The organism is Pseudoalteromonas sp. T1lg76 (genome assembly GCF_002964725.1).
Taxonomy (GTDB): domain Bacteria; phylum Pseudomonadota; class Gammaproteobacteria; order Enterobacterales; family Alteromonadaceae; genus Pseudoalteromonas.
The window spans coordinates 51,016-64,025 of record NZ_PQCE01000018.1 but is presented as its reverse complement, the minus strand read 5'-3'; the positions used below and the strand labels follow the sequence as shown (position 1 = coordinate 64,025).

The 13,010-nt window shown below is 50.8% G+C and carries 12 protein-coding genes; 5 read left to right on the top strand and 7 right to left on the bottom strand.

The annotated features are described in order from the left end of the window. Nucleotides 1-279: 279 nt before the first annotated feature. From C2M35_RS07620 to C2M35_RS07610, 3 genes are all read left to right on the top strand, one after another. Entirely contained in the window at nt 280-1,041 is a 762-nt protein-coding gene (locus C2M35_RS07620; RefSeq protein ID WP_105264999.1) for an NADP-binding protein, read from the top strand. A 173-nt stretch (nt 1,042-1,214) separates the two neighbouring features. Further along, nucleotides 1,215-2,441, top strand: a complete 1,227-nt coding sequence (gene hutI / locus C2M35_RS07615) for an imidazolonepropionase (protein ID WP_105264998.1) — start codon at nt 1,215-1,217, stop codon at nt 2,439-2,441. 64 nt (nt 2,442-2,505) lie between these two features. Then, nucleotides 2,506-4,236, top strand: a complete 1,731-nt coding sequence (locus C2M35_RS07610) for an EAL domain-containing protein (RefSeq protein ID WP_105199331.1) — start codon at nt 2,506-2,508, stop codon at nt 4,234-4,236. A gap of 27 nt (nt 4,237-4,263) precedes the next feature. Here the strand turns inward: C2M35_RS07610 and C2M35_RS07605 are convergent, their stop codons facing one another. Together C2M35_RS07605 and rraA are read right to left on the bottom strand one after the other, a co-directional pair. Beyond that, entirely contained in the window at nt 4,264-5,316 is a 1,053-nt protein-coding gene (locus C2M35_RS07605; RefSeq protein WP_105264997.1) for a formimidoylglutamase, read from the bottom strand. Between the two features lie 7 nt (nt 5,317-5,323). Then, nucleotides 5,324-5,845 carry a ribonuclease E activity regulator RraA gene (gene rraA, locus C2M35_RS07600; protein WP_105199332.1) on the bottom strand — a complete coding sequence of 174 codons (522 nt, stop codon included), beginning with the start codon at nt 5,843-5,845 and terminating at the stop codon, nt 5,324-5,326. 181 nt (nt 5,846-6,026) lie between these two features. Here rraA and C2M35_RS07595 point away from each other — a divergent pair, with 181 nt between their 5' ends. Next, nucleotides 6,027-6,551 (top strand): phosphatase PAP2 family protein, encoded by a 525-nt coding sequence (locus C2M35_RS07595; protein WP_105199333.1) that lies wholly within the window; start codon nt 6,027-6,029, stop codon nt 6,549-6,551. Then, nucleotides 6,548-7,576 (top strand): MJ1255/VC2487 family glycosyltransferase, encoded by a 1,029-nt coding sequence (locus C2M35_RS07590; protein ID WP_105264996.1) that lies wholly within the window; start codon nt 6,548-6,550, stop codon nt 7,574-7,576. The genes C2M35_RS07595 and C2M35_RS07590 overlap by 4 nt, the downstream gene beginning before the upstream one ends. Nucleotides 7,577-7,663: 87 nt before the next feature. Here C2M35_RS07590 and C2M35_RS07585 read toward each other — a convergent pair whose 3' ends face one another. The 5 genes from C2M35_RS07585 to priA form a co-directional block, all read right to left on the bottom strand. Then, a complete protein-coding gene (locus C2M35_RS07585) occupies nt 7,664-8,038 on the bottom strand; it encodes a gamma-butyrobetaine hydroxylase-like domain-containing protein (RefSeq protein WP_105264995.1) in 375 nt (124 codons plus the stop codon). 42 nt (nt 8,039-8,080) lie between these two features. Beyond that, nucleotides 8,081-9,409, bottom strand: a complete 1,329-nt coding sequence (gene hslU, locus C2M35_RS07580) for an HslU--HslV peptidase ATPase subunit (RefSeq protein WP_105264994.1) — start codon at nt 9,407-9,409, stop codon at nt 8,081-8,083. A gap of 13 nt (nt 9,410-9,422) precedes the next feature. Then, a complete protein-coding gene (gene hslV / locus C2M35_RS07575; RefSeq protein WP_105199337.1) occupies nt 9,423-9,941 on the bottom strand; it encodes an ATP-dependent protease subunit HslV in 519 nt (172 codons plus the stop codon). A 205-nt stretch (nt 9,942-10,146) separates the two neighbouring features. Further along, entirely contained in the window at nt 10,147-10,680 is a 534-nt protein-coding gene (locus tag C2M35_RS07570; RefSeq protein ID WP_105213462.1) for an SPOR domain-containing protein, read from the bottom strand. Between the two features lie 19 nt (nt 10,681-10,699). Then, a complete protein-coding gene (gene priA, locus C2M35_RS07565) occupies nt 10,700-12,952 on the bottom strand; it encodes a primosomal protein N' (protein WP_105264993.1) in 2,253 nt (750 codons plus the stop codon). Nucleotides 12,953-13,010: the final 58 nt, after the last annotated feature.

Genomic DNA, 13,010 nt, shown 5'->3' with positions numbered 1-13,010 from the left:
CAGCGCTTGCAGCGCATTTCTACTGTGTTGTTACATGTTTATGTAGAACAACTACACCACACATGTACCGCCTTGTATAAATTCGCTACACACTGCTGCAGAAACAAACAACAAAGGTCAACAGACCCTAGGCAGTGTAAATAAAAGTCCCTGGCTGCTTGTTGATCTGCAGCAATAATTGGGGCTCTTGTTTGCTTTGTGGCGGCAATAGTATGATGTGCATAAACCGTATTCAGATATGCTGTACGACTTGGGTTCTGCAGCAAATGGTGGCAATAAATGGATAAGAAACTAGTGATAATCGGCGCCGGTTGGCTCGGTGAGGCCTTGGCACAAGCTGCGCTGGCTCAGGGCTGGCAGGTAGAGGCTACACACAGAGAGCAGGGGCTCCAAGCCCATGACCGCCAGTTTGCACTGCAAGATGACGGCACCCTGGTGCACAATGTCTCGCTCACCGATGCTTATTGGGTATGCGCCATGAGCCCGGGCGCCCGACGCCAACCCAGTAATTATCAGCAAAGCCTGAAACAGGCCTTGGCCCTCTCTCAAGAACTTAAGGGCAAAGGCTTTGTGTTGTGCTCCAGTACCGGGATTTATGATCAACAAAATGGCCAGTATGATGAGCACAGTGCGTTAACGCTGGAAACAGCGCGTCAGCAAGGTCTGAGCGAGGCGGAACAAGTTGCGTTGGCATATGGTGCCAAGGTCTTGCGTTTAGGTGGCCTGGTTGGGCCGCAGCGGGAGCCCGGCCGCTTTGTTGCCGGTAAAACCTTATCCTCCCATGCTGAGGATGTGGTCAATATGGTGCATCGCGATGATGTAATAGCCGGCATTCTGACCTTGATTCAACACTATCCACAAGCGCAGCCTATTTATAATCTGGTACACCCAAGCCACCCATCAAAACAGGATTACTACCGTGGGCATTGCCAGCGTTTGGGAAGCGAAATGCCACAATTTAGCGCCGAAAAGGCGGTGGCGCGAGTGATAAATGGCAATGCCATCCAGGCCCTTGGCTTTACCTACAGCCGTGATATCTAAGGTGTGCAGCAAAGCGCAAAGGCAAGTGCAAAGATAATTGCACAATTAACTTAACAGTCTCGGCAAACGCAGGTTTTATGTCGCGCCTATAAATTTTGCGCTGCCCACGGGCGCTGTGTAACATGGCGCATATTTTCTTGTCTATACAAGTAGGGCTAATTTTGGAGAACCGCATGCAAATTGATCAGGTTATTATTGATGCCAATATCGCGACCATGGTTGCATCAGAAAACGATGACTACGGTATTATCGAAAACGGCGCCGTATTGCTAAGCGGCGATAAGATCGCTTGGGTGGGCCCCATGGCTGAGATGCCACAAGTGGATCTGCTGTCGTTACCCGTGTACTCCGCTGGCGGTGCCTGGTTGACGCCTGGCTTGGTTGACTGTCACACCCATATTATCTTCGGTGGAAATCGCTCTCAGGAGTTTGAGCGTCGTTTGCAGGGCGAAAGCTACGAAAGCATCGCTCAACAAGGTGGCGGTATTGCCACCACGGTACGCGCCACGCGTGCGGCCGAGCCAGAAGAGCTTTTTACCAAAGCCAAGCAGCGCCTTGATGCGCTAATGCGTGAGGGTGTTACCACGGTGGAAACCAAGTCGGGCTATGGTCTGGATTTGGCCAGCGAGATTAAGTTGCTGGAAGTGGCGGCGCTGCTTCAGGAGCACCACCCAGTGCATATCGAAAGCACTTTCTTGGGTGCTCATGCTTTGCCACCTGAGTACAAGGGCGATGCCGATGGTTATATCGACCTGGTATGCGAGCAGATGCTGCCGGCGGTAGCGCAGCAAAAACTAGCCACCGCGGTTGACGTATTTTGTGAAAATGTCGGTTTTAATCAGGCACAGACCGAGCGCGTATTTAAACGTGCCAAAGAGCTGGGCTTTAATGTAAAGCTGCACGCCGAGCAGTTATCTAACATGCATGGCACGGCCTTGGCCGCGCGTTATCAGGCATTGTCGGCGGATCACCTGGAGCACCTGGATGAAGCAGGTGTGAAGGCGATGAAGGACGCAGACATGGTTGCCGTGCTGTTGCCTGGGGCCTTTTACTACCTGCGTGAAACCAAGTACCCACCTATCGAGCTATTGCAACGCTATGAGGTGCCGATCGCCATTGCTACCGATTTCAACCCGGGCACTTCGCCCCTGTGTTCGCTGCAATTAATGATGAATATGGCCTGCACCCTGTTCCGCTTAACGCCAGGGCAAAGCCTGCTCGGAGTAACGCGATATGCTGCTAAGGCTCTGGGCCTGAATGACCGTGGTCAGTTGGCTGCTAATATGCGTGCCGACATCGCCTTATGGGATATTGAACACCCATCGCAATTAAGTTATGAATTCGGTACAAATCCGTTGAAAAAGCTTTGGATTCAGGGGGTATTAAGTAAGGCTTTTTAATCATAAGTGACTAAATCCTAAGTGGCCGGGATCTCGGCCACTCACACAGTGATAATAAAAACTTATGATAACCAGTATTCATCTTGGTGCCTTTATTTGTGGCTTATTTATAATGGCCTTATTGATCAGCCTGGTGTTGATCAGCGAACGTAAAGACGGCATCAGTGCGATGTGCTATTCGCTTGCGGGATTGGCCTATGTTGGTGGTCAATGGCATGTCGCCAGCGGTATTTTAATTTTAGTCTTTGCCGCACGTTGGTGGTGGTTTTACCGCCATCAAGCACCTCAAATACTGCAGGTGCGGGGCGCACTAGTGGCCCTGCAATTACTGGTTGTTACACTCAATCTGGTGTGGCCATTGCATTTTTCCTGGCTGTGCATCCTGCCTTTGATATTGCAAGTTATGGCCTTTATGGAACTGGAAGGCAACGATGATGAACAGCTGTTAAAGGCTCAGCATAATGAACTAAATGCCCGCAGCCTGCCCGTTATTTCCTGGGGCCAGGCGGTTACTCAATATAACCTGTGGCGCCAAAAGAATAATCATCAGGTTGCCCTCTTGCTATTACAGGTAGAAGGCTATGAGCAGTTAAATCGCTCACTAGGTCAGGAGTTTGCCGAACTGGTTTTGATGCAAAGTCTGGCGCGTATTAATAAGGTGGCAGCGCAGCCAAGCGTTTTGAATCTGCAGCTGCGAGAGCAGTTTGCCATTGAAGTTTTTCAGGTCGCGCCTCTGTGTTATGGCCTGGTTATAGATATCAGTCCTGACAGTCATTGCCATGAGCGCCTAGCCGAAGACATAGCAGCGGTGCTGCAAAAACCCTTTAATTCTCGTCACGGGGTGGTGGAGCTTAAGCCACATATCGCCCTAAGTACCGGTATGGCCGGTGACACTTCTTTGGATGATTTACTACAGCAGGGCTACAGGGCCATCGAATTTCATCCACAGCAACGTATTTGCCATTATCATGACTCCCTTGAGCAGCAGGCTGCCGCTCATCAGCAGCAACTACGCTTGCTGAGCGCGGTAGACTTTGAGCGAGACTTCTCTTTGTATTTCCAACCGGTGATTGGTCTAGAAGGGAATAAGCCCCTTTATGCTGAATTACTGCTGCGCTGGCAGCATCCGGAGCGTGGCATGGTTGAAGCGAAAGACTTTATCCGCGATTTACGTGCCGTGGGCAGAGGTTATAAGCTGGCCTTCCATGTGCTTGAGCGTGCCGCCGAAATGGCTAAGGGACTGAAGATGGAAGGCTTGGGCATGCCGGTGAGCGTCAATCTCTTCGGTGAAGAAATACTGCACGATGAGTTTGTTGAGTTTGCCGGCCGCATTCTGCGTGAGCACAGGCTAAAGGCGGGAGATTTAATTATCGAATGTCCGCTGACGGTGCTTATGTCTCTGGATAAGCGCGGCTTGGCTTTATTGACCCGTTTGCATCAGAAGGGGATCCACTTGTGTCTGGATGGCATGGGTGAAACACCCTTGTTCTTGGCCAAGTTGCCGAAGATCAATCTCGAATACGTTAAAGTTGACCCAAGTCTGACTGCTGATGTCGACTACACCAGTAACAACAAAGCGCTTTTAAACGGCTTAATCGATATGCACCGCCACCTAAATGCCCAAGTGATTTGTCAGGGTGTTGGCACAACGACGCAGTTAAGCTATGTAAAAGAGTTTAATGTGCAAGGGGCTCAGGGTTATGTGTTTACCCACCCCTTGCCGGCAGATGGCTTATTGAGCTGGACACGTCAATGGCAGCAAAAAGTGGAACAGCAAAGCGCCCCTAGCTGGTAGAGGCGCTCAAGTGCTTAGCTCAGGCTCTTAGCTGTGGTAGCGAGCGCGTAAAAAGGCGATCACTAAAGCGCTAAGCAGTTGCCCGCCGGCATTAAAGCCGGCGCTAAGGCCATTAGGGTCCTGGCTCGGCGCCGCTTCACATAAATGCAAATAGGCCACATCGCTGTCGCAGGTGGCGTTATAAACATATTGCTCGGCATCATTCAAAGACATACCACGATAATTTAAGGCGCTGGCCGGTGCCAAAGTAATGGCATCTATATCCAGCTCTATGGCCAATGGTGCCTGGTGGGTAAAGCTGTCCAGAGCGTCATTAACACTTTCCACAATCGAGGTTTGTGCCAACACCTTAAGGCTGTGATAGCTGGTGTAGGTGCTTTGATGCTGCGCCATAGCCGCTAGGATGGCAGCATTATTCTTTTGCTGATCCAGCGCCACCACATGATAGTGCTTAAGGTAACCTTCTGCCGCCGCGTAGTGGAAACCATTGCCGCTATGGCGACCTTCAAGGGCGCGGAAATCGCCGTGTGGATCAAGGTTAATGGCATTAACAGCTGTATTGTAATGCTTGGCGCTGGCCGCCAGCAGTGGGTAGCAATTGTTATGGCCACCGCCAATAACTATGGGCGTCAGCCCAGCCTCGAAAATGGCGGTAATAACCGGCTCGATACGCTGGTCCAGTTCGCCGCATAAGGTGCGTAACTTCGCCAAATCGTCGGCATTACCGTTATCGAGAGCCTGACTTTGCTGTTGCAGATCGGCACAATCGACCTCACCGAGTAGTAAGACATCCTGTACCGGGGTAAATTCATTAACCGGAATATTGAGGAACTTCGACAAAAAGGCACGAAAGCCTTGGTCTGCGCCGCCTTTGCCGAGATTGGCTCTAGGGCCTATGTCTTCGGGAATGCCGACAACGACATAGCGGATACCGAAATCTTTAGCGTCTTTTAGCGCCTGGCTAAATTCCACCTCGGTATCGAGCAGGGCAATGCTCTGAAATACTCGCTGCTCGGCGCTGCGGGCGGCGACTAAATCGGCAATGCTCTGTTCGTCATAGATATTAACTGCATATTCCATAGCGGTATTAATCGTTTAGGCCAATAAGCTCATCGTCCTCGACATATTCGAGTTCAAGCTCTTCGGCGGAGATAATAATACCTGTGCTATCGGCGTAGAGATAATCATCTTCATAGAAGGAAACGCCGGCGAAATTAACCGGAACGCCTTCTTCACCAGGGGCGAGGTTATCGGCGGCCACGGGAATGGAGGCAATGGCTTGAATGCCCAACTCCAATTCTTCGAGCTCATCGACATGACGCACGGCACCATAGACAATGATCCCTTCCCAATTGTTTTCCACCGCAAGTTCCGCCAGTTCGATGTCGATTAGGGCGCGACGGGTTGAACCACCGCCATCGACTAAGAGTACCGAATTGGTACCGTCTTGTTGCAAAACTTCGCGAATAAGCTGGTTACTTTCAAAACACTTGATGGTGCGAATACGCCCGCAAAAGGCGCCGCGGCCACCAAAATTAATGAACATAGGTTCGAGTACATCGACTACATCAGCAAAGTGATCACACAGTTCAGAGGTACTATATTCCATCGGACTCTCCTAGAGACTTTGTTGTCTCAAGTATACCTAGGTTATGGGGCTTAGCAAGCTAAGGTATTGACCTATAAAGAGCAACAAAAAAGTTAGACATATTACTGTCTAAAAAACGTCATGTATCTGTTATTTTTGCTGACTATATTCAAAGCTATGAACATATTTCAGGCGAAAGAGCATGATACTTGCGCAATTGGATCGTTTTGATCGGGCGTTATTTAAGGTGTTGTTTCGAGCTAGGTACCGGCGTTGGCAGCATCATGGCATTCGTTTGATGTCGCGATCCGGTGACGGTATCTTGTATGCTTTGTTTGGACTTTATTTGTTGATTTACAGCACGCCGGAGCAAATTACCTTGCTGCTGGTCTTGCTGCTTGGTTATGCCATTGAGCGGCCTATCTACTTTTTCACCAAAAACCTGTTCCAGCGTGTCCGTCCCTGTGATGTGTTAACCCGTTATGCCCATATTCGTCCCAGTGATAAATTTAGTCTGCCCTCGGGGCACAGTGCCGGGGCCTGGGTATTTGCGGTGATTGTTGGTCATTTTTATCCGCAGCTTGCACCCTATTTATATGCTTGGGCGACACTGGTGGCCTGCTCGCGGGTGTTTCTCGGGGTGCATTACCCGTTAGACATAGTTTTAGGCTCGTTACTTGGGTACGGCTGCGCCGTATTTGCATTACTTATCACAGGGATTTTATGAAGATTCTTTATGGCGTACAAGGCACAGGGAATGGCCATACCACCCGCGCTCGGGTGATGGCAAAGGCATTTGCCAAGGCTGGTGTGGAAGTAGATTATTTGTTTTCCGGGCGCAGTCGCGACCAATATTTTGATATGCAGGAGTTTGGCTCTTTCCAGGCCCGTCAAGGCTTAACCTTTGTTACCGAACGTGGCCGTGTAAATGGTTTAAAAACGCTGAAAAATGCCAAGGTGTGCGAGCTAATTAAAGATATACGCGAGCTAAACCTTAAGCAGTATGATTTGGTGATGAACGACTTTGAGCCTGTGACTGCTTGGGCCGCCAAGCGCCAAAAGGTACCCGTGGTGGGCATGAGTCATCAGGCCGCGTTTCTCTCGAACAGTGTGCCTGTGACCGGCGACAACATACTTACTAAGGCCATGATACGTAACTTTGCGCCCGCCGATGTTTACCTGGGCGTGCACTGGCAGCCTTTTGATGACTCCATTATTCCGCCTTTTATTGAGCATGCCGGGCCGGTCGACAGCGAGTATGTGGATAACAAGGTGTTGGTTTATCTACCCTTTGAAGATCTCGATGAGGTTATTGCCTATCTCAAGGACTTCCCGGGCAAGGAGTTTTATTGCTACCACCCTAAAGCGGAAGATAGATCCGAGGCCCATATCCATTTACGTAAACCGTCCAGGCTGGGTTTTTTACGGGATCTGGCCAGTGCCAGTGGTGTTATTGCTAATGCCGGCTTTGAATTGTCGAGCGAAGCCCTGACCCTAGGTAAAAAACTGCTGTTGAAACCTCTTAACGGTCAGTTTGAACAGCACTCTAATGCCCTGACTCTGCAAAATATGGAACGCGCCCATGTGATGCATTTTCTGGATCAGGACGCCCTCGATGATTGGCTTAATATGGATAAAAAAGAGCGCATCAACTTCCCTCATGATCCGGCGCCACTTATTTCCTGGCTGATGGCGGGACAATGGCAGGATAGACAAAGCCTGAATCAGCAACTCTGGCAGGGCGTGCTGTAGCTCGAAGTAGTTTTGTTACTGCTCTTCACTGAACACAAAAAAGCCGCAGATGCGGCTTTTTTAATGCTTGTGTATCGCGCCTTTCACTTAGGGAGTGACGCGAATAGCAATGCTGGCATCGCGCTGGGCATTGGCCGCTTTTAAGCGCTCAAGGTAGGTTTGCCAGAGTTGCTCGGCATGGCTGCAAAGCTCGGCAAGGTAACCAAAGCTATAGAGCCCACTTTGGTGGCCATCATCAAAGTGCAGGCGTACCGCGTAGTGGCCAATGGCCTCAATTTCACCGATAGCCACCGCCTTTCTATTGGTTACCAGCTTTGGTGGCCCCTGGTGATGCCCCTGCACCTCGGCAGAGGGCGAGTGCACGCGCAAAAACTCGGCGCTTAGACTTACCTGCTCGCCATTATCAAAATGAATATCCAATACCTTGGTACGGCGATGATAATGTAACGTCTTGACCAGCATACTGTTCCCTTAAAACAAAGAAGGGGCGCAAGGCCCCTACGCTTATAGAATAAAGCGACTTAAGTCTTCATCCTGAACCAGGTTACCCAGATGCTGGTTAACGTAATCGCCATCCACGATTAGGGTTGTACCGGCTTTATCACTGGCCTCGAAGGAGATCTCCTCCATCAGACGCTCCATCACAGTATGCAGACGACGGGCACCTATGTTCTCGGTCTTCTCATTAACCTGCCACGCGGCCTGAGCAATGCTTTCAATGGCATCCTCGGTAAATTCAACGCACACCTCTTCGGTGTTCAGCAGGGCGATTTGTTGCTCCGTTAATGACGCATGAGGCTCGGTGAGAATGCGTTTAAAGTCGTTAGCAGTTAGAGCGTCAAGCTCGACACGAATCGGCAGACGACCTTGTAGCTCGGGGATCAGATCCGACGGTCTGGCCATTTGGAATGCACCCGATGCAATAAACAGAATATGGTCGGTTTTTACCATGCCGTACTTGGTGCTCACCGTAGAGCCCTCGATAAGAGGTAGCAGATCGCGCTGTACGCCTTCACGGCTTACATCCGGACCACTGCTCTCACCACGTTTACAGATCTTGTCGATTTCGTCTAGGAAGACGATGCCGTTTTGCTCAACTGCATCAATGGCCAGCTCTTTCACATCTTCTAGGTTGACCAATTTCGCCGCTTCTTCTTCAACCAGGAGCTTAAAGGCTTCCTTGATCTTCAGCTTGCGCTTTTTGGTTTTGCCGCCAGACATGTTTTGGAACATGCTCTGTAGCTGATTGGTCATCTCTTCCATGCCTGGAGGCGCCATGATCTCAACGTTGGCACCTTGCTCGGCAATATCGATCTCAATTTCTTTGTCATCCAGCTGGCCTTCGCGCAGCTTTTTACGGAATGCTTGGCGCGTTGAGTTGTTCTCGCTTGGCTGTGTTTCACCCCAGCTGTCTTTTGCCGGTGGTAACAGGGTATCAAGAATGCGCTCTTCGGCCGCTTCTTCGGCGCGGAAGCTGTGCTTCTTAGCCTGTTGGTCGCGAACCATTTTAAAGGCAATTTCGACCAAATCGCGAATAATCGTCTCAACTTCCTTACCAACATAGCCCACTTCGGTGAATTTAGTGGCTTCAACCTTTAAGAAAGGAGCATTGGCAAGCTTGGCCAAACGGCGGGCAATTTCTGTTTTACCCACACCGGTTGGACCTATCATCAGGATGTTTTTTGGGGTCACTTCCTGGCGCAGGGCTTCATCAAGCTGCATCCGGCGCCAGCGGTTTCTAAGGGCGATGGCGACGGCCTTTTTGGCATTAGCTTGACCAATAATGTGCTGATCAAGTTCATGGACGATTTCTCTGGGAGTCATGGCTGACATGGCTGCTCCTTAATTACAATTCTTCAATGGTTTGGAAGTTGTTAGTGAATACGCAAATATCACCGGCTATCTTAAGGCTCTTTTCAACGATTTCTCGTGCTGATAGCTCGGTATTCTCTAACAGTGCAATAGCTGCGGCTTGGGCAAAGTTGCCGCCGCTGCCGATGGCGATAAGGTCGTGCTCGGGTTGTACCACGTCGCCATTACCGGTAATGATCAGTGAGGCTGTTTCATCGGCTACCGCCAACAGGGCTTCAAGGCGTCTGAGAGCACGGTCGCTGCGCCAGTCTTTGGCCATTTCCACCGCTGCCTTGGTCAGATTTCCCTGATACATTTCCAGCTTGGCTTCAAAACGCTCAAACAGGGTGAAGGCGTCTGCTGTGCCACCGGCAAAACCGGCGATCACCTTGCCGTTAAACAAGCGGCGTACCTTGCGGGCGTTACCCTTCATTACCGTGTTGCCAAGGGAAACTTGGCCGTCGCCGCCAATAACGACTTTGCCTTCGCGGCGTACAGAAACTATCGTAGTCATGTGAATCCTTTGCCCCAAATCAAACTGGGCTTTGCTGAGTCTAATAGCGAGGAAGTATGGGCGAGGTTCGGGGATTTCAAGGTATAATACCAATTCACTTGAATAGCTAAGCATTCTAGCGGGCTAAATATCATGCTCACGGCGTTGGAATTGGTATAAGGCGAAAACCCCGCAGATTGGCTGTGTTTTTGCTGGGGGCTGAGACTTATTGCCACAGCCAGATGCCACAGCCCATGATTTTGGCTTGGCGTTTTAGTTTGTTTTTATCACTCTCGGCACCGCGCTTGGTGGCGTATGGGCCTAAGCGTACTTTATACCAGACACCGTTAGTGCCTTCGGTATGACGGATTTCGGCGACCAGGCCGGTGAAGGCAATTTTCGCTTTTAAGGTTTCCGCCTGAGCATAGGTTCTAAATGAACCGCACTGCATAACGTAAGGGCCTTTTTGCTCAACTTCTTTGACCTCAACCTCTATCTCGGCCTGCTTTATCTCATTGATAAACTCCGGTGTTTCCGGTTTGTTTATAATGGCTTTCGGCTCTTGCTTGGGCGGTTGCTTTACCTGTTCCACGGCTTGTGGGTCGGCATTATTCTTGATATACCACAGGCCATAACCAAAGCCCGCGAATAAAATAATGGCGGCGATAATTAGCAAGATAGGCAGCTTCCTTTTCGGCGGTGCTTTTTTCTTAGCACCGCGCTGGGGTCTTTTGCGATTTATGTAGTCGTGTTGAGCCATACCTGTGTGTTGCTTCTCTTTACATCATATCTATAGGGTCAATGTCTAAGTTCCAGCGCACCTTTTGTGCCAGCTTATGCGAACCTAGGTAATCGATAAGTTGTGCCACAAAGGCGTGTAATGCGCCTCGATCGGCACCCTGAATATGCAGCTGGTATCTAAATTTACCAGCAACGCGCTCCATGGGGGCGGGGATCGGTCCCAATAATTGTATCTTAGGGATGCGGGTTGCGGGAACTAAATCCGTTAAAAAACGAAGTACTAGCGATAAATCGTGGGCTTCGGCGCGTAATAAGGCCAAATGACTATAAGGTGGCAGCTCAGTTTCCTGTCGTTCCTGCAGGGCGTAGCGGGCAAAATGTTGATAACCGTTATTAACCAGATCCTGCAATAGCGGATGTTCGGGAAAGTGGGTTTGCAATAAGACTGTGCCCGGCTCACCGCTTCGACCCGCACGCCCGGCCACTTGGGTAAGCAACTGCGCCAGATGTTCGGTGGCGCGAAAATCGCAGGAATGCAGTCCGGCATCGACATCGAGAATAATCACTAGGCTGACGTCGGCAAAGTGGTGACCCTTGGCGAGCATTTGCGTGCCCACTAAAATACGGGCGCCGCCTTGGTTGATACGTTCGAGCTCTTCTTCCAAACTTCCTTTCTTACGGGTTGAGTCCCTGTCTATGCGGCTGATGGCAACGTCAGGGAACTGGGTCGTTAAGGCTTCTTCCAGTTGCTCCGTGCCCAGGCCTACCGGGTGTATCTGTGTGCTGCCGCAGTCCGGGCATTGCATCGGTGGCGGCGTTTGTTCGCCACAGTGGTGGCAGACCAGTCGGCGCATGGATTTATGATAGGTGGCGCTGGTGCTGCAACGGGGGCAGTCGCTAAGCCAGCCACATTCGTGACAGATAAGCGAAGGTGAAAAGCCGCGGCGGTTTAGAAACACCATGACCTGCTTTTGGCGGCTTAGCTCTTTTTGCATATAGGCCAGGCTGGCATGGCTTAAACCCGCCTGCAGATATTGGCCCTTGATATCGATAAGCTCAAAGTGGTTATCGCTGCTGGTTTGGGCGCGCTGGGTTAATGACAGCAAGTGGTATTTGCCCTCAATTGCCCGGTGAAGGGTTTCCAACGCCGGTGTGGCACTGCCTAAAACCAGCGGAATATTATGTTGTTGGGCGCGATAGGCGCTCAGATCGCGGGCATGGTAACGCAGGCTGTCTTGTTGTTTGAATGAGGCGTCGTGCTCCTCATCGACTATGATCATGCCCAAGGATAAAAACGGCATAAAAATGGCCGAGCGAGTACCTATGACTATGGCGCAGCTGCCTTTTTGGCAAAAGCGCCAGGTTTGCAGGCGCTCGTTATCGGTCAGTGCCGAGTGCCAGAGCATAATCGGGGTGTGGGGGAAGCGGCGGCGAAAACGGTTAACCGTTTGCGGCGTCAGGCCGATTTCCGGCACCAGTACCAGCGCCTGCTTCCCCTGTTTTATCACTTCTTCCAGGCATTGCAGGTAGACTTCGGTTTTTCCGCTGCCGGTGACGCCCTCGAGTAAAAAGCTGGTAAAGCCCGAGCTTTGATTGATGGCGCTGCAGGCCACCGCCTGCTCGGCGTTAAGTCGTGGCTTGCTTGCTACCTTTATTTCATTGTCCCGCCAATGACTGGAAAATTCGATGCTTATCTCGGCCAGGTCTTTACTAACTAGGGCATCGATAGTGGCCTTGGTAAAGCCCAGGGCTTTTACCTCGGTTACCGGCGATTTACCGGACTGTGCTAACTGCGACATCAGCGACTGTTGTTTTTTCGCCCTTAAGGTGGGTAAGGCGCGGCCCTTTTCGGTAAGCTGAATATAGTTAATGCTGGTTTTATCTATGTCGTCGCCCTGGCGCAGCGCCTTAGGCAGAGCGGTAAAAATAGTCTCACCCAGGGGGTAGTGATAATAACGGGCGGTAAACTTCAGCAATTGTATATGAGTGGCGTCGATAATTGGGGCGCTATCAAGCACCCCAAGCACCGCCTTAACCTTGTTTTTGGGTAGGTCGGTACTGGCCTTACGAGTCAATACCAAGGCGGTCACCTGGCGGTTAGCAAAGGGCACAGAAACCCGCATGCCGGGCTCAAGGCTTGCCGCCAGCTTAGGGTCGACCAGGTAGTCAAAACTGCGGTGCAGAGGCACCTTGATTGCCACTTCCACATAGCATTCTTCCTGAGTTGGCAATAGGTCGGTTTGTAGGGCGCTTGGTAAAGACGACAAGGGTGAACTCACAGCATCAGACATGCTGTTAATGTACTAAATTCATGGCAAGGTGAATAGCGGCAATTAATGCTTGAACATT